The sequence below is a fragment of the Nonomuraea insulae genome (genome assembly GCF_042656245.1).
Genome location: NZ_JBHSPA010000003.1, coordinates 57,897 through 73,523, shown reverse-complemented (window position 1 = coordinate 73,523; position 15,627 = coordinate 57,897). Strand labels below are relative to the sequence as shown.

At 69.9% G+C, this 15,627-nt stretch carries 15 protein-coding genes; 9 read left to right on the top strand and 6 right to left on the bottom strand.

Features of this window, described 5'->3' with window-relative positions; genetic code table 11:
- Window positions 1-2 precede the first annotated feature (2 nt).
- A complete protein-coding gene (locus ACFPZ3_RS00820; protein ID WP_379511939.1) occupies window positions 3-632 on the top strand; it encodes a response regulator in 630 nt (209 codons plus the stop codon).
- Between the two features lie 444 nt (window positions 633-1,076).
- Here the strand turns inward: ACFPZ3_RS00820 and ACFPZ3_RS00815 are convergent, their stop codons facing one another.
- A complete protein-coding gene (locus tag ACFPZ3_RS00815) occupies window positions 1,077-2,282 on the bottom strand; it encodes an NYN domain-containing protein (RefSeq protein WP_379512045.1) in 1,206 nt (401 codons plus the stop codon).
- 186 nt (window positions 2,283-2,468) lie between these two features.
- Window positions 2,469-4,805, bottom strand: coding sequence for a sigma-70 family RNA polymerase sigma factor (locus ACFPZ3_RS00810; protein ID WP_379511938.1), 2,337 nt, complete (start codon window positions 4,803-4,805; stop codon window positions 2,469-2,471).
- 97 nt (window positions 4,806-4,902) lie between these two features.
- Here ACFPZ3_RS00810 and ACFPZ3_RS00805 point away from each other — a divergent pair, with 97 nt between their 5' ends.
- Both ACFPZ3_RS00805 and pyrE read left to right on the top strand, forming a co-directional pair.
- Window positions 4,903-5,598 (top strand): hypothetical protein, encoded by a 696-nt coding sequence (locus ACFPZ3_RS00805; protein WP_379511937.1) that lies wholly within the window; start codon window positions 4,903-4,905, stop codon window positions 5,596-5,598.
- Window positions 5,595-6,128 (top strand): orotate phosphoribosyltransferase, encoded by a 534-nt coding sequence (gene pyrE, locus ACFPZ3_RS00800; RefSeq protein WP_379511936.1) that lies wholly within the window; start codon window positions 5,595-5,597, stop codon window positions 6,126-6,128. Before ACFPZ3_RS00805 ends, pyrE begins: the two co-directional genes overlap by 4 nt.
- 100 nt (window positions 6,129-6,228) lie before the next feature.
- On the opposite strand, the gene ACFPZ3_RS00795 is transcribed toward pyrE, so the two are convergent.
- Both ACFPZ3_RS00795 and ACFPZ3_RS00790 read right to left on the bottom strand, forming a co-directional pair.
- A complete protein-coding gene (locus tag ACFPZ3_RS00795) occupies window positions 6,229-6,657 on the bottom strand; it encodes a hypothetical protein (RefSeq protein WP_379511935.1) in 429 nt (142 codons plus the stop codon).
- 17 nt (window positions 6,658-6,674) lie between these two features.
- Window positions 6,675-7,391, bottom strand: coding sequence for a DedA family protein (locus ACFPZ3_RS00790; protein WP_379511934.1), 717 nt, complete (start codon window positions 7,389-7,391; stop codon window positions 6,675-6,677).
- A gap of 128 nt (window positions 7,392-7,519) precedes the next feature.
- On the opposite strand from ACFPZ3_RS00790, the gene fbaA reads away from it, so the two are divergent.
- From fbaA to ACFPZ3_RS00775, 3 genes are all read left to right on the top strand, one after another.
- The gene (fbaA, locus tag ACFPZ3_RS00785; RefSeq protein WP_379511933.1) at window positions 7,520-8,542 is read left to right on the top strand and encodes a class II fructose-bisphosphate aldolase; all 1,023 of its coding nucleotides are present in this window, start codon (window positions 7,520-7,522) and stop codon (window positions 8,540-8,542) included.
- A 34-nt stretch (window positions 8,543-8,576) separates the two neighbouring features.
- Window positions 8,577-8,987: a DUF3151 domain-containing protein gene (locus ACFPZ3_RS00780; protein ID WP_379511932.1), complete on the top strand. Its 411-nt coding sequence runs from the start codon at window positions 8,577-8,579 to the stop codon at window positions 8,985-8,987.
- A 98-nt stretch (window positions 8,988-9,085) separates the two neighbouring features.
- Window positions 9,086-10,369, top strand: coding sequence for an adenylosuccinate synthase (locus ACFPZ3_RS00775; RefSeq protein WP_379511931.1), 1,284 nt, complete (start codon window positions 9,086-9,088; stop codon window positions 10,367-10,369).
- Window position 10,370: 1 nt separating this feature from the next.
- Here the strand turns inward: ACFPZ3_RS00775 and ACFPZ3_RS00770 are convergent, their stop codons facing one another.
- Window positions 10,371-11,012 (bottom strand): GNAT family N-acetyltransferase, encoded by a 642-nt coding sequence (locus ACFPZ3_RS00770; RefSeq protein ID WP_379511930.1) that lies wholly within the window; start codon window positions 11,010-11,012, stop codon window positions 10,371-10,373.
- Between the two features lie 88 nt (window positions 11,013-11,100).
- Between ACFPZ3_RS00770 and ACFPZ3_RS00765 the strand changes: the two genes are divergently transcribed.
- Entirely contained in the window at window positions 11,101-12,027 is a 927-nt protein-coding gene (locus tag ACFPZ3_RS00765) for a glycerophosphodiester phosphodiesterase family protein (RefSeq protein WP_379511929.1), read from the top strand.
- A 16-nt stretch (window positions 12,028-12,043) separates the two neighbouring features.
- Here ACFPZ3_RS00765 and corA read toward each other — a convergent pair whose 3' ends face one another.
- Window positions 12,044-13,153: a magnesium/cobalt transporter CorA gene (gene corA, locus ACFPZ3_RS00760; protein WP_379511928.1), complete on the bottom strand. Its 1,110-nt coding sequence runs from the start codon at window positions 13,151-13,153 to the stop codon at window positions 12,044-12,046.
- Window positions 13,154-13,510: 357 nt separating this feature from the next.
- On the opposite strand from corA, the gene purD reads away from it, so the two are divergent.
- Together purD and ACFPZ3_RS00750 are read left to right on the top strand one after the other, a co-directional pair.
- Entirely contained in the window at window positions 13,511-14,725 is a 1,215-nt protein-coding gene (purD, locus tag ACFPZ3_RS00755) for a phosphoribosylamine--glycine ligase (RefSeq protein WP_379511927.1), read from the top strand.
- Complete coding sequence (locus tag ACFPZ3_RS00750; RefSeq protein ID WP_379511926.1) at window positions 14,722-15,558, top strand: phosphoribosylaminoimidazolesuccinocarboxamide synthase; 837 nt, start codon at window positions 14,722-14,724, stop codon at window positions 15,556-15,558. Before purD ends, ACFPZ3_RS00750 begins: the two co-directional genes overlap by 4 nt.
- The last annotated feature ends 69 nt before the right edge of the window (window positions 15,559-15,627 follow it).

The window sequence follows — 15,627 nt, the reverse complement described above, 5'->3', positions numbered from 1 at the left end:
CGATGCCGGATCGTGCGAAGATCCTCCTCGTCGATGACCGCGAGGAGAACCTGATCGCTCTCGAAGCCATCCTCAGCTCTCTCGACCTGGTGCCCGTGCGTGCCAGATCGGGCGAGGAGGCGCTCAAGGCGCTGCTCAACACCGAGTTCGCGCTGATCCTCCTCGACGTGCGCATGCCCGGCATGGACGGCTTCGAGACGGCCGCGCACATCAAGCGGCGAGAGCGTACCCGGAACATCCCGATCATCTTCCTGACCGTGGTCGACAGCGCCCCCGACTACGCCTTCCGCGGCTACGCGGCGGGCGCTGTGGACTACCTGACCAAGCCGTTCGACCCTTGGGTGCTGCGGGCCAAGGTCTCGGTGTTCACCGAGCTGTACAACATGAACAAGCGGCTGGCCGAGCAGGCGGCCCTGCTCCGCGACCGCGTCAGCGGCGAACTGCCGCCGGGGGCCGGGGATCACGCTTCGGTGCTGCCGGAGTTGTCGCGGCGGTTGACGGCGGTGGAGGACGAGCTGGCCAGGGTGCGCGAACTGGCCCGCAAGTCCCAGGATCCGGCGCTGGCGGTGCCGCTGGGCGACCTGACGGACCGGCTGTCCCACCTGCGCGCCGGCTTCGACGCGATCTCCTGACTTTCCCGACCCCCGGAACGCGCGTACGCGCCCGGGGGCGACTTCATGCCTCCGGGACACCGCTCTTCTGGGCACCGGGGCTTTGAGCACCGTCCGCGGCACACCGAGCCCCGCCGCCGGTGATCCCTCCACGGATGCGCACAGCCGTCCTGAGCGCCCTTCGCAGCGCGCCCAACTTCCGCCCTCAGTGATCCAGTACGTAGGCGTAGGGCCACCCTGAGCGCCGTCCACAGTGCGCCGGGCTCCACCACACGACGTCCCGCCGACCCGGCACCGGGAAGCCGGGCGGGCGCGGCGGTTTGGGTGGGGGCAGGCCGGCGGGGGTGCCGGAGATGGGCATGGGGTGGTGGTGGCTGGAGGGGGGGTGGGTGAGCGAAGGGCTCGAAGGGCCGAAGGGGTGCGGTCGGCGGGCCGCTTGGTGGGGCTGAGGGGGCGTACGGGCGGTCAGTGGCGGGCGCGTTCCAGGGCGTCCCAAAAGCCGCGGCGCAGGGCGTGGCGGACCTCGTCGTGCAGCAGGAAGTCGATCGGCAGCGACGATCCCTGCAACAAGCGTGCCTCCAGGTCGGACGGCATGCGGGGTTTGCGGGCCAGCACAGCCTCCAGCCAGAGCGCGGGCGCGTCGCGGGCGACCGAGTCGCCGAAGTCGTGGCCCTCCCGATGGGCGGCCTTGACGGCGTCGGCCAGCGTGGTGGCGCCCGCCGTGGCGGCCGAGGGCGGGTTGATGGGGGCGGGCTGAGGGCCGGTGTACGGGCCCAGTTGCGAGGGCTGGTAACCGGCGCTGGAAGGTGTGGAGAACTGGCCGGTGGTGGGGCTGGAGGACGGCGGCTGGGCCTGGATGGGGCCGGTGATGGGCGCCGAGGGGGGCGGCTGGGCGGGGGGCTGTTCGAGCTGGTAGCTCGAGTATGTCGGCGGCGACGGCGGCGGCGACGACTGCCCGCGTCCCGAGGACGGCCCGGAGCCGTTGGACGACGGCTGGGCGTTCGGGGAGGGAGAGGCCGCGTGGCTGCCAGTGGCGGAGGAAGGCGGGGGCGCGGGGGGCAGGGAGTGGGAGTGGGAGTGGGAGGACTGGCCGTTGCTGAGGGGCTGGTGGTGGCCGTTGGAGGATTCGGTGATGCCGCTCACCACGTTGACGTACGGGCGCAGATGGGGTGCCCCCAGCTCCACCAGGTCGTCGCACTCCTGCCGCAACGACCGCGACACCGCCCAGCCGCCGTCGGCGGCGACGTGGATGACGCTCACCCTGACGCCGAGGTCCTGCGCGTCGCACACGACCTGCGCCAGGTCCTCGTCGCCGCTGACCACGACCGCGTCGCAGATGGCGTTGTTGCGCGCGAGCGTCATCAGGTCGCGGTGGACCTGGGCGTCGACGCCTTCGCGTCTGCCTGGCCGGATGCGTGACAGTCTGAGCTTGAGGCCCGGTATGTCGGCCAGTACGTCGTGCTCCGGCGTGCGCCGGCCCTCGACCGTCGCTTCGTACCAGTAGCACCGCAGCAACGGCAGGCCGGTACGTTCGCGCGACAGGCTGGTCATCAGCTGCAGCAGCCCTGGATAGTCCCAGGAGACCGCTTCTCGATGACGCGTGCCGTGCACGGCCATCGCTCCATCAGCCAGCAGATAGCCAGCGTCCACGAACAGCGCACAGCGATCCACTGACACCGCCCCTTTCCTGGTGGTCCGACCTTGCTGGCTCTGCACCGTCAGAGACCGGACTCGGCGGCCCTCTCTCAGGGTAATGAAAGCAGGTGATCCCGCGAGGGTTAATCCCGACGATTCGGCTGCCCCTCGCTGTCATGCCAGGCCGATATGGCAGACCGTACCAGTTTGTCCCGTTAACGGTCACGATCGTGCCCGCACGCTCAGAGCGGCGACGCCGAACAGGATGACGTCCTTGTCCGTGGCGATCGTCAGCCCGGGATCCACCCCGAGCTCAGCGCTGACCGTATCGACGTCCGCGCCGAACGTCATCTCCGCCACGCCGTTGGATGACCCGTCGAAGACGTTGGCCGCGTCGCGGTCGCCGCCGCCGGGGGTGATCGCGCCGGACCCGAGCGAGACCTTGTCGCCCTTGAGATCGGCGTCGCCCTCCCAGGTGACCAGCTCGACCCTGGCGGGTGCGGCGGCCGGGCTCAGCCCGCCCAGCGGGATCCGCGCCCGCCGCGCCTGGCCGCCGACGACGGCCGCGGTGTCGAGCACCACGGCCTGACTGTACGGCTGATCGGGATCGGTCACGATCAGCACCAGGCTCCACCCCGCATGACGCGAGACCCCTTCCTCCATCGGCGCGTCGGCCGCCCACCAGGCGCCGTTCCTGCGTACGTCGCCGACCAGCTCGCTCACGTCGGCGAACGCCTGGTAGGCCGGCCCGAGAGGCAGCTCGCGGACCGCCACGTGGCTGGGCCGCACGGTCAGGTATCTGCGCCGCCCCGGCGGTCTGAGCTTGATGGGCCCGGCCTTCTCGGTCGCCGCCGACCAGTAGAGCCCGGCCCACACGACCTCGCTGCCCTTCGGCAGGGACAGCACGGCCCCGCTGGAGGAGCCGGTGTCGGGCCGATCGTCCTGGTCGAGCGCGGTCATCGGCCACAGGTCGTTGTCGCGTTGCGTGCCCTGGCGCCGCCTGGCCTCCAGGCAGCCCGCCCGCTCCTCGGGGCAGCTCATCAGCGTGTTGCCGATCGCCCTGACCGTCACCTTCCCGTCGGTGGCGAACCTGGCGGAGGCGCCCGTCATGCGTACCCCCTCCTCGGCCCGCGCCCGGACCCGCAGCGAGCCGGCGGCGATCCGCACGGCGGGCCCCGCGCCCTGCGGCGCCTCGTCCGCCACGAACACCCGCAGGAACACCGCCGTGCCCTGCCCCGCGGCCAGCGGCTCCCTGGCGCACCGGGCGCCGCCCTGCGAGGGGCCGCAGGCCCAGCCGTCCACCGTGCCCACGGGGCCGTGGACGGCGAAGCCCGGGCCGCGCCTGGCCGTGGGGATGAGGGTCACACCGGGAGGAAGGTCCACGTTCGCCGCCAGCTTCTCGCTGGGCCGCTCGCCGTAGTTGCGCAGGCGGATGCCGACGATGCCGGGCTGGGCGCGGATGAGGGCGCCGAGCGGATCGATCGTGGCCCGCAGCCGCGCCTTGCCCGGCTTGTTCTTCTTGACCGGCGGCGGCACCTGGGCCGGGGGCTCGCTCGGCAGCGGAACGGGCACCGGCCGCATCGTCGCGGGCGGCTGCGCGACCGGCGTGGTCACGGGCGGCCGCACGATCGGCCGCTCGTCGGAGGCCAGCGCCAACGTGGCCGCCACGGCCACCGCCACGGCCACGCCGCCGACCATCGCCGCCTGCTGCTGCTTGGGGGCCCGCCGCACCCACCCGAACGCCCGCAGCAGCCCGCCCGCGCCGCCGCCCGCGATGCCCGCCTTGGCCAGCGCCGCCGCGTAGCCGCCGAACAGCGGCCCGGCGATCAGCGGCCCGACCATGACGCGCAGCCCGCGGTTGACGTCGGTCAGCTCCAGCAGGACGCCGTGGCACTCCTCGCAGCCGTTCACGTGGTCGTCGATCAGCTTGGAGTCGCGCCTGGCCAGCCCACCGCGTACGTAGGCGCCCATCTTCCCGAGCACAGGCCGGCACTCGTGCTGCGGCGGGGAGCCCAGATGCATCTGCAGGTACGCCTGCCGCAGCCCCTCCCTGGCCCGGTAGGCCAGCGCCGCCACCCCGTTGGCCGACAACCCCAGCAGCGGCGCCACGTCGGCCGGCTTGGCCCGCTCGACCTCGGTGTGCCAGAGCACGGCCCGCCAGCGCTCGGGAAGCGACAGGAACGCCCTGGCGATCAGCGACTTCTCCAGCCCGACGAGCGCGGGATCGACGAAGGGCACCCCCGGGTCGAACTGCTCGATCTCCCCCGTCGTCACCTGGCGGCTCTCGACCCTGGAGCGGTCGTAGACAGTGCGCCGCACCACGGTGAGCAGATAGGTGCGGAAACCGGACTCCGGCCCGCCGCCCCTGCCCACCAGGTCGAGGATCTTCGTGAACGACTCCGCGACCACGTCCTCGACCTCGGCGCCCCTGACGAGCTGGCGGCCCAGCGCGCGGGCCGCCGCGACGTGGCGCTCATAGAGCTCCCCGTACGCGGCGGCGTTGCCCTCTCGGGCCGCCTTAAGCAGATCTGCATCGCTTCGCGGCGATTCGACACCCATAGTGACCTCACGATTACGCGGGGTTGCCCCGCGCAATCATTCCGCATTCCCCGTCATGACTAAACCGCGCGCGCGTCTTTACTACGGGAGGCATTCGATGGAGCAGGACGTTCTGTCGCGATGGCGCGGCAGGAGCATGGCGGCGGGCTGGTCGCTCGCCGAGGACTGGTGGACGCCCGAGGTGGAGGTCGTGATCAAGGCCGTGTGCGGTGGGTGCGACCTGACGCAGGCGTGCTGGGCGCTGGGCGCGGCGCGGGCGGGCGCCGGGGTGGGCGTCGCCGAGGGCATGAACGACCTGGCGGAGCTGTTCGCCGTGGCGGGGGCGGGCGGGCCGCCGTTCACCGCGCTGCGCTCGTTCGCGGCGGGGTGGGCCGAGCAGAGCTTCGCGCCGATCGGGGAGTTGCACTGCGAGGATCCGCTGACGGGGCTGGCCACGGTGGCGTACCTGCGTACCAGGCTGGCCCATCTCTACCGGGGGTCGGCCGCGGGTACGTGCCTGGTGGTGGCCGAGCCCCCCGCGCCCGCGGAGGACCTGGCCGAGCGGCTGGCCACGGCGCTCAACCTGGCCACGGCGCTGCGCAGGGCCTTCCCCGGCGACGACACGCTGGCGCTGCTGGGGTCCGCGCGGGTGGGGGCGGTCACCCGGATGGACGAGCGGCTGGCGGAGAAGGTGGCGCGGCTGGAGAACTCGGAGATCCTGTACGGCCGGCGCCCCCGGGTCGGGGTGCGTCCTCTGCCCAGGGCGTACGGGCAGGCTCTCGCCCTGATCAGGACCCTAAGCTTGGACCCATGACGGATCGAGACACCCTCCTGGCCGAGATCAAGAACAAGGCCCTCGTGCACGGCAAGGTCATCCTCTCCTCGGGCAAGGAGGCCGACTTCTACCTCGACCTGCGGCGGATCACGCTCGACGGCGTGGCCGCGCCGCTCATCGGCAGCGTGATGCTCGACCTGACCGCCGACCTCGACTACGAGGCGGTGGGCGGGCTCACGCTGGGGGCCGACCCGGTGGCCGCCGCGATGATGCACGTGGCGGCGGCGCGCGGGCGCAGGCTGGACGCGTTCGTGGTGCGCAAGGCGCAGAAGGAGCACGGCATGCAGCGGCGGATCGAGGGGCCGGAGGTCAAGGGGCGGCGGGTGCTGGCCGTCGAGGACACCTCCACTACGGGCGCCTCGCCGCTGACGGCCGTGGGGGCGCTGCGCGAGGCCGGGGCCGAGGTGGTGGCCGTGGCGACGATCGTCGACCGGGGGGCCGGGGAGCGGATCAAGGGTGAAGGGCTCGACTACCGCACGGCGTACACGCTGACGGACCTCGGACTCTGACCGCGAGAGGCAGTCGCGGACGGATCTCGTAGACGAATCTCGCGGATAGCGCGCTCGCAGATGGCGGTCGGGGGCGGCGGTCGCGGGAAAGCGCGCGCCGTCAGCCGGGGCCGCGGACGGTGAAAGCCTCGCGCGCGCCCTTCTCGCCCTGCTCGCGCAGCCTGCCGTTCTCGATGACCTGCACCGTGCCCGCGTCGCTGAGCACGACGTCGAGTTCCGGCTCGAAGTAGCTGACCTCTTCGCCCCTGCTCATCTCGCGATACTGCAGCACGTCGCCGCCTGGCACGCGGACGGTGACGTTGGGGCAGGTGTCGGCCACGCACACGATCTGCACGGTCGGCACCTGCGCCGCCTTCGTGGCGGCATCCGTCGCCAGGGCGGTGGCGGGCTCACGCTCGGACGGCGGCGAGCCGGACGAGTCGAGCAGCGCGCGAGCGCCGATGACCAGGAGCGTCACCACGGCTCCAGCGGCCAGGACGGCGATCGCTAATCGGGCGAGGCTCATCGGAACTGACTTGTGGCGTCCCACATGGGGCAGCGTACCCGTCAGTGCTGCGGATCAGAACTGGACGATGACACACGGTGGTGCTTGCCGTTGGGCACGGAGGGCTTCTTGCCGCTCTTGCGACGCTTGATCGCCTCGACGATGATCGGGATCAGCGAGATGAACACGATCACGAAGACGCCCGGCAGGATGTACCTGTCGATCTGCTTGGGTTCGACCTGGCGGCCGAGGACGTTGCCGAGCAGGATGAGGCCCTCGACCCAGACGACGCCGCCGATGGTGTTCCAGATCAGGAAACGCTTGGGGCTCATCTCCAGCACGCCGGCCACGGGATTCATGAACGTCCGCACGATGGGGACGAACCTGGCCAGGACCACCGCCTTGGCGGGCCCGAACTTCTCGAAGAACTCCTCGGCTCTGTCCACGTGTTCGCGCTTGAACAACCGCGAATCAGGTTTGTCGAAGAGTTTCCTGCCGAATCGCGCCCCCAGAAAATGTCCGAGCTGGGCGCCGGCGATGGCGCACAGCGGTGTGCCGATCAGCAACACGGGCAGCGAGAGCGGTTCGATGTCCATTCCGTGCGCCACCGACGCCGAGCTGAAAATCCCCGCGGCCACCAGCAGTGAGTCACCGGGCAAGAAGAACCCGAGCAACAGACCCGTTTCGGCGAAGATGATCGCGAGAACGCCGATGGTGGCGAAAGCGCCGAGAATCGTGAGCCACCACGTCGGGTCGAGGAGATTCCAAAGCCAGTCCACGCCGAGAGCCTACCCGGACCGGGGATGCGCGAGATGACCATCAAGCACGCGTTGTCTCTACCAGACGGGGTAAGGAGCCGGGATACTGGGCCCTGGCGCGAAGCCGTAACTTCTCAGGGAGATGAATCATGCCTATTGCGACTCCAGAGGTCTACGCCGGGATGCTCGACCGTGCCAAGGCCGGCGGATTCGCCTACCCGGCGATCAACGTGACCTCCTCTCAGACGCTGAACGCCGCCCTGCGCGGCTTCGCCGAGGCCGAGAGCGACGGCATCGTGCAGGTCTCCACGGGGGGTGCGGACTTCCTCTCGGGCACGACGGTCAAGGACATGGTCACGGGAGCGACGGCGCTGGCGGAGTACGCGAGGGTGGTGGCCGCCAAATATCCGGTCACCGTCGCGCTGCACACCGACCACTGTCCCAAGGACAAGCTCGACGGCTTCATGCGGCCGCTGGTGGACATCTCCATCGAGCGGGTCTCCAAGGGCCTCGACCCGCTCTTCCAGTCGCACATGTGGGACGGCTCGGCCGTACCGCTCGACGAGAACCTGGAGATCGCCAAGGAGCTCATCGAGAAGTGCGCCAGGGCGCGGATCATCATGGAGATGGAGATCGGCGTGGTCGGCGGCGAGGAGGACGGCGTCGTCGGCGAGATCAACGAGAAGCTCTACACGACGGCCGGTGACGCGCTGGCCACCGCCGAGGCCGTGGGCCTGGGCGAGAAGGGCCGCTACATGCTGGCCGCCACGTTCGGCAACGTGCACGGCGTCTACAAGCCGGGCCACGTCAAGCTGCGGCCGAGCGTGCTGAAGGAGATCCAGGACGCGGTGGGCGCCAAGTACGGCAAGGACAAGCCGTTCGACCTGGTCTTCCACGGCGGCTCCGGATCGATGCTCGAGGAGATCCACGAGGCCATCTCCTACGGCGTCGTCAAGATGAACGTCGACACCGACACCCAATACGCCTTCACCCGCCCGATCGCGGACCACATGTTCAAGAACTACGACGGCGTGCTCAAGGTGGACGGCGACGTCGGCAGCAAGAAGAGCTACGACCCCCGCGCCTACGGCAAGGCCGCCGAGGCCGGGATGGCCGCCCGTGTCGTGGAGGCGTGCCAGAGCCTGAAGAGCGCTGGGACGAAGATCTCCTAGCCACTTCGGCGGCTCGGCGGGTATGACTTGTCCTATGGATAACCTTCTCGCCGGGCCGCCCCCGACTCACCTGCCGGATCTGCCCGAGGCCAGGGAGGCGCTCGAATCCGGTGCCAAGGCCGCCGACGTGGCCGCCCGCTTCCCCGCCCACCCGGCGGCGTGGGCCTCGCTCGCGGAGGAATACTTCGCACAGGGCCACGCCGTCACCTCCTACGCCTTCGCCCGTACGGGCTACCACCGTGGCCTCGACGCGCTTCGCCGCAGCGGCTGGAAGGGGCACGGGCCCATTCCCTGGGAGCATGAGCCGAACCGCGGGTTCCTGCGCTGCCTCTACTCGTTGTCCAGGGCCGCCCAGGCGATCGGCGAGAAGGACGAGGCCGAGCGGTGCCTGCAGTTCCTCAAGGACAGCACGGAGACCGGGTTCGACGCGCTGACCAAGGGCTAGCTCTTGGGACGAATAGGAACGTTCGGGTAGTCTCTCTACGCAAGAGCCCCTGCCGCGCTTGCGTCAGGGGTTTCGTTTTGTGCTCGGGAGACTGAACCATGCCGGCTGCCGTTCTCGTTGGTGCCCAGTGGGGCGATGAGGGCAAGGGCAAGGCCACCGACCTTCTCGGTGGCGACGTCGACTTCGTCGTCCGTTATCAGGGTGGCAACAACGCGGGTCACACCGTGGTCATCGGTGATCAGAAGTATGCGCTGCATCTGCTACCCACGGGGATCCTGTCGCCGGAGGTGGTGCCCGTCATCGGCAACGGCGTGGTCATCGACCCGGGTGTGCTGCTGAGTGAGATCGACGGCCTGGCCGCGCGGGGCATCTCCGCCGAGCGGCTGCTGATCTCCTCGAACGCGCACCTGATCATGCCGCACCACAAGGCCCTCGACAAGGTGACCGAACGCTACCTGGGCCAGGCCAGGATCGGCACCACCGGGCGCGGCATCGGACCCGCGTACGGCGACAAGATCGCCCGTATGGGCGTGCGCGTACAGGACCTGCTCGACCCCGGCATCCTGGCCAAGAAGATCGAGGTCGCGCTGACCGAGAAGAACCAGGTGCTGACCAAGGTCTACAACCGGCGCGGGATCGACCCGGCGGCCGTGCTGGAGGAGTATCTGGCTTACGCCGAGCGCCTCAAGCCGCACATCGCCGACACGACGCTGGTGCTGTCCAAGGCGCTGGACGACGACAAGTTCGTGCTGCTGGAGGGCGGGCAGGGCACGCTGCTCGACATCGACCACGGCACCTACCCGTTCGTCACCTCCTCCTCGCCCACCTCCGGCGGCGCGTGCGCCGGGGCCGGCATCCCGCCGAACCGCCTCACCAAGATCATCGGCATTCTCAAGGCGTACACGACCCGCGTCGGCTCCGGCCCGTTCCCCACTGAACTGACCGACGACATGGGCGAATGGCTGCGCCAGACGGGCGGCGAGTACGGCGTCACGACCGGCCGCAACCGCCGCTGCGGCTGGTTCGACGCGGTGATCGCCCGGTACGCCACCCGGATCAACGGCATCACCGACTACTTCCTGACCAAGCTCGACGTGCTGTCGGGGCTGGAGCGGATCCCGGTGTGCGTGGCGTACGACGTGGACGGGGTCCGGCACGACGAGATCCCGATGACGCAGACCGACTTCCACCACGCCACTCCCATCTACGAGGAGTTCCCCGGCTGGCAGGAGGACATCACGAGCGCCAAGTCGTTCGCGGACCTGCCGCCCAACGCGCAGGCTTACGTGCGGACGCTGGAGGAGATGAGCGGCGCCCCGATCTCCGCCATCGGCGTCGGCCCCGGCCGCGACCAGACCGTGGTGGTACGACCGCTGGTCTGAGCTAGGCCGTCAGGACGGCCGCCGTCACGGGAGTGTGCAGGGTCCAGCCCAGGGTTTCGTACAGGGACCGGCCCTGGGCGGTGGCCACCAGGACGCCGGTGTGGGCGCCCTTTGACGCGGCCGTGGCGGCGATCGTCTTCATGATGACCGTGCCGAGGCCGCGTCGCCGGTGGTCGGCGGCCGTCTCGACCTTGTCCACGACGGCCGTCCCGCGCGCGACCGCGAACTGCCCCCGCGCCGCGACCTCGCCGGCCGCCGTCAGCAGGCGGGCCGCCGTGACGCCCGCGCGGGTGGTGATGGCCAGGGTGTAGCCGGGCGGCGCCTGGGCGCGGGCGCGGGTCAGGGGGACGGTCATCATGTACTCCTCGTCCTGGACGGACCAGCGCGGGGGGAGTGTGATGGCCGCCGCCGGGGCGCAGAGTTTGAGCCAGGTGCCCGCGATCGTGAGGGTGGCCGTCAGGCGCTGGAGGGTCTCCGGGGTGGGGGCGGCGACGATGTGGCGGGCCACGTGGCCGGGGAGGCCGACGTCCACGCGCAGGCCCCACGGCTCGCGTACGGGTTGCGGGGCGTCGCGGGAGATGACCCACCCTTCGACCCACGCCCGGACTGTTGCCGGATGGGCCGTTTTGAGAACCTCCGTCATGAAGAACAGCCTATTGTCTGCCCAGAACCGTACGACCGGGCGTAGCAGGATAAAAAGGACGCGGCGTGGCACACCCTAGAGGTGCCCGGTGGCAGGTAGGGTCCCGGTTGTGCGCGTTGAGATACATGGTCACCGTGGGGCGCGTGGCCTCTGGCCGGAGAACACTCTGCCGGGGATGAGCCGCACGATGGAGCTGGGCGTGCATGCGCTCGAGCTCGACGTAGCGCTCACCGCCGACCGACGCCTCGTGCTCACGCACGACCTCACGGTGTCCGCCGTGACCAGTGCCGACAGGCGGCCGGTCCATGCGGGCGACCCGCTCTTCCCGTATGTCGGCAAGCCGATCAACACGCTGACCCTGGCGCAGTTGCGCACGCTCGACGTGGGCGTGCGGCTGCCGCGGCATCCCGACGACCCCTTCGCGCTGACGCAGGTCCCCATGCCCGAGACCCGCATGCCGACGCTCGGCGCGGTGCTGGGGCTGGTCAACGCCTACGAGGCGGAGGACGTGCGCCTGCACGTCGAGCTGAAGTCCGACCCGACGCGGCCGCACCTGACGGCCGACCCCGAGATGTTCACCGACATGGTGGTCGAGGAGCTCGACCGGCACGGACGGCTCGGCAACGTGGCCATCCTCAGCTTCGACTGGCGCATCCTGGCGCACGCCGCCGACGTGGCGCCGCAGACGCGGCGCTTCGCGCTGATCGAGCTGGACACCCTGGACTGGAACGACGGCGTGGGCGACGACGTGCCCGCCGCGGCGGCGCGGGCGGGGGCCACCACGCTCTCGCCCGAGCACATCATGGTGGACGAGGCGCTGATGTCCCAGGCTGCGGCCGCCGGGCTGGACGTGGCGGTGTGGACCGTCAACGATCCCGACCTCGCGGCCAGGATGCTGGACCTGGGGGCGGCCGGGATCGTCACCGACTACCCCGACAGGATGCGGGAGTTGTGGCGGGAGCGCGGGCTGGAGCTGCCCGAGCCCATCGGCCCGCTCAGGCCCGTGGGCGTCTGAGGTTGCTCAGGTCGTCCTAGAGCCAGCCGTTGCGGCGGAAGCCGCGGTGCAGCAGGACGCAGGCGGTGACCATGACGGCCAGGACCGCCGGATAGCCCCAGACCTGCTTGGTCTCCGGCATGAAGTCGAAGTTCATGCCGTAGATGCCGGCGATCATCGTGGGCACGGCCAGGATGGCCACCCAGGAGGAGATCTTGCGCATGTCCTCGTTGGCCAGGGCGTTCGAGCGGGCCAGCGCGGCCTGCAGTATCGAACTGCACAGCTCGTTGGAGGACTCGACCTGCTCGCACACGCGGGACAGGTGGTCGCCGACGTCGCGGAAGTATTCGCGCATCCCCGAGGGGATCACGCGGCGCTGGGGCAGCGCGGACAGCGGGGCCTGCAGCGGCGTGACGGCCCGCTTCATCTCCAGCATCTCGCGCTTGAGCTGGTAGATCCGGTTGATGTCGCGGGAGCTGACGTCCGCGAACACCGTCGCCTCGACCTCTTCCAGCTCCAGCTGCATCAGGTCGGCCACCTGAAGGTACTGGTCGACCACGTGGTCGGAGATGGCGTGCAGGACTCCGGCCGGGCCCCTGTTCATCAGCTTGGGCTTGTCCTCAAGGCGCTCGCGTACGACCGTGAGCGGACAGTGCTCGCCGTGCCGCACCGTCACCACGAAGTCCACGCCGAGGAAGACCATGATCTCGCCGGTGGCGATGATCTCGCTGTTGGCGGTCAGCTCGTCGTGGTCGAGGTAGGCGATGGTCTTGAGCACCATGAACAACGACTCGCCGTAGCGCTCGACCTTGGGCCGCTGGTGGGCCTTGACGGCGTCCTCGACGGCCAGCGGGTGCAGGCCGAAGACCTCGGAGAGCCACTCCACCTCGGGCGAGTCTGGCTCGTGCAGCCCGACCCAGACGAAGGCGTTGGCGCCCTCGGCGTCCTTGTTGTGCTCGCGTACGAGGTCGAGGGCCTCGACGATGCCCGTGGCGTCGACCTTCTTGCCCTGGACGTAGGCGCCGAACTCCACTAGCGAGTCAACGGGGTGCACGCAGTCCTCGCGCAGCCGCTTGGCGAGCTGGCGCGGGGCGCGAGAAGGTACGGGGTGTCGGTTGATGCGACGGAAAAGGGTGGACGAGCGCATGGCGGTCCCTTTCCGCCCGACCAGGCACTGTCCACGCGCGATGAAGTCACCTCAATCAACACGGATTGCGTGGAGGCACGATCAGGCTGCCGAATTGGAGTGGTCGGGGGTATTCAGGGTGTACGTGTGGAAGCACGTACTGCTGGGATCACCAGGTTTCATCCCGGACCACCTCCAATCATGCGAGACGCCGCAAAGCCGCCTTAACCTACCACAGGCGGGTGAACCTATATGACGATACTCGCCCGGGGGCCCTCCCCTCAGGTAGAACTCGACAAAGTTTCTTTCCTATTCCGGCATGTGGTGTCCTGGTGACCTGAGCGTGCGCCTGGCCGCGGGCCTGCGACAATGGAGCCCGTGCGCGTTCTAGTCATTGGTTCCGGAGGGCGTGAGCACGCCCTGTGCCGTTCACTCAGCCTCGATCCCCAGGTCAGCGAGGTCCACTGTGCGCCAGGCAATCCTGGCATGGAGGAGGTCGCGACCCTCCACTCCGTCGATCCCCTCGACCCCGGGCAGGTGGCCGAGATGGCCGCGCGGCTGCGGGTCGATCTCGTCGTGGTCGGGCCCGAGGCCCCACTCGTGGCGGGGGTGGGCGACGCGGTGCGCGAGGCGGGCTTCGCCTGCTTCGGGCCGTCCCGCGACGCCGCCATGATCGAAGGGTCGAAGACCTTCGCCAAGGAGATCATGAGGGCCGCCGACGTGCCGACCGCGCGCGCGAGGACGTGCACCACCGAGGAGGAGGCCGCGGCGGCGCTCGACGAGTTCGGGGCGCCCTACGTGGTCAAGGACGACGGCCTGGCCGCGGGCAAGGGCGTCGTCGTCACCGAGGACAGGGACCAGGCGCTCGCGCACGCGCGGACGTGCGAGCGGGTGGTGATCGAGGAATTCCTCGACGGGCCCGAGGTGTCGCTGTTCGCGCTGTGCGACGGGAGCACCGCCGTGCCGCTGCAGCTCGCGCAGGACTTCAAGCGGGCCCACGACGGCGACGAGGGGCCCAACACCGGCGGCATGGGCGCCTACACGCCGCTGCCCTGGGCGCCCGAGGGGCTGACCGAGCAGGTCATGCGGGAGGTCGTGCATCCGACGATCGGGGAGCTGACGCGGCGCGGGCTGCCCTATCAGGGGGTGCTCTACGTGGGGCTGGCCCTGACCTCGAAGGGGCCGAAGGTGGTCGAGTTCAACGCGCGCTTCGGCGACCCGGAGACCGAGGTGCTGCTCGACCGGCTGGAGACGCCGCTCGGCGGGCTGCTGATGGCGTGCGCGACCGGCGAGCTCGGGCTCGACCCGGTGTTCAAGGACGGCTCGGCCGTGTGCGTGGTGATCGCCTCGGAGGGCTATCCGGAGTCGCCGGTGAAGGGAGATCCGATCACCGGGTTGCAGGAGACCGAGCACGCCTACCCGCTGCACTCCGGGACCGCGCGCGCCGGCGACGACGTCGTGGCAAGCGGCGGGCGGGTGCTGACCGTGGTCGGCAACGGCCCTGACCAGGAGAGCGCGCGCGAGGCCGCCTACGACCTCGTCGGCCGGATCGGGCTGCGCGGCTCGCACCACAGGACGGACATCGCCCGATGAAGCACGTGCACTCCGGCAAGGTACGCGACCTGTACGAGACCGACGACGGCCTGCTTCTCATGGTCGCCTCCGACCGGATGTCGGCCTTCGACTACATCCTTGAGCCCGACATCCCCGACAAGGGAGCCGTGCTCACGCAGATGTCGTTGTGGTGGTTCGACCAGCTCAAGGACGTCGTGCCCAATCACGTGGCGGCGCGCGGCGACGACGCGCGCAGCGTGCTCTGCAGGCCGCTGAAGATGGTCCAGGTCGAGTGCGTGGCCAGGGGTTACCTGACGGGTGGCGGGCTGAACGAATATCGCGCCGACGGCACGGTGTCCGGGGTCGCGCTGCCGGCCGGGCTGGAGGACGGGTCGCGGCTGCCGGAGCCGATCTTCACGCCCTCCACCAAGGCGCCTCTGGGGCAGCACGACGAGCCGATGTCGTACGAGCAGGTCGTCGCGGAGGTGGGCGCGGAGACCGCCGAGGAGCTGCGGCGGATCACGCTGGCCGTCTACACGCGCGGCGCGGAGATCGCACGCGAGCGGGGCATCATCCTGGCCGACACCAAGATCGAGCTGGGCTGGGACTCCGACGGCGTGCTGACGCTCGGTGACGAGGTTCTGACGCCCGACTCGTCGCGATTCTGGCCCGCCGACGAATGGAAACCGGGCCGTTCTCAACCTTCTTTTGACAAGCAATTTGTACGCAATTGGCTACTATCGCCCGAATCAGGATGGGACAAAGCCTCTGGAAACCCCCCACCTCGGCTTCCGGACCAGGTCGTCGCCCTGACCAGGCAGCGATACCTAGAAGCGTATGAGCGCGTCACGGGGGCTTCCTTTAGCGGATGATTCGGCTGGGTCATGTGGTGTGAGCGACTACTGTTGGCCCGATCGAGCCTCACCGCCAGAATTCAAGGA

Coding starts and splice junctions, on each gene's coding strand:
- corA (WP_379511928.1), bottom strand. CDS start 13,153: ATGCGCTCGTCCACCCTTTTCCGTCGCATCAACCGACACCCCGTACCT.
- ACFPZ3_RS00805 (WP_379511937.1), top strand. CDS start 4,903: ATGGAGCAGGACGTTCTGTCGCGATGGCGCGGCAGGAGCATGGCGGCG.
- ACFPZ3_RS00750 (WP_379511926.1), top strand. CDS start 14,722: ATGAAGCACGTGCACTCCGGCAAGGTACGCGACCTGTACGAGACCGAC.
- ACFPZ3_RS00775 (WP_379511931.1), top strand. CDS start 9,086: ATGCCGGCTGCCGTTCTCGTTGGTGCCCAGTGGGGCGATGAGGGCAAG.
- fbaA (WP_379511933.1), top strand. CDS start 7,520: ATGCCTATTGCGACTCCAGAGGTCTACGCCGGGATGCTCGACCGTGCC.
- ACFPZ3_RS00780 (WP_379511932.1), top strand. CDS start 8,577: ATGGATAACCTTCTCGCCGGGCCGCCCCCGACTCACCTGCCGGATCTG.
- ACFPZ3_RS00810 (WP_379511938.1), bottom strand. CDS start 4,805: ATGGGTGTCGAATCGCCGCGAAGCGATGCAGATCTGCTTAAGGCGGCC.
- ACFPZ3_RS00770 (WP_379511930.1), bottom strand. CDS start 11,012: ATGACGGAGGTTCTCAAAACGGCCCATCCGGCAACAGTCCGGGCGTGG.
- ACFPZ3_RS00820 (WP_379511939.1), top strand. CDS start 3: ATGCCGGATCGTGCGAAGATCCTCCTCGTCGATGACCGCGAGGAGAAC.
- pyrE (WP_379511936.1), top strand. CDS start 5,595: ATGACGGATCGAGACACCCTCCTGGCCGAGATCAAGAACAAGGCCCTC.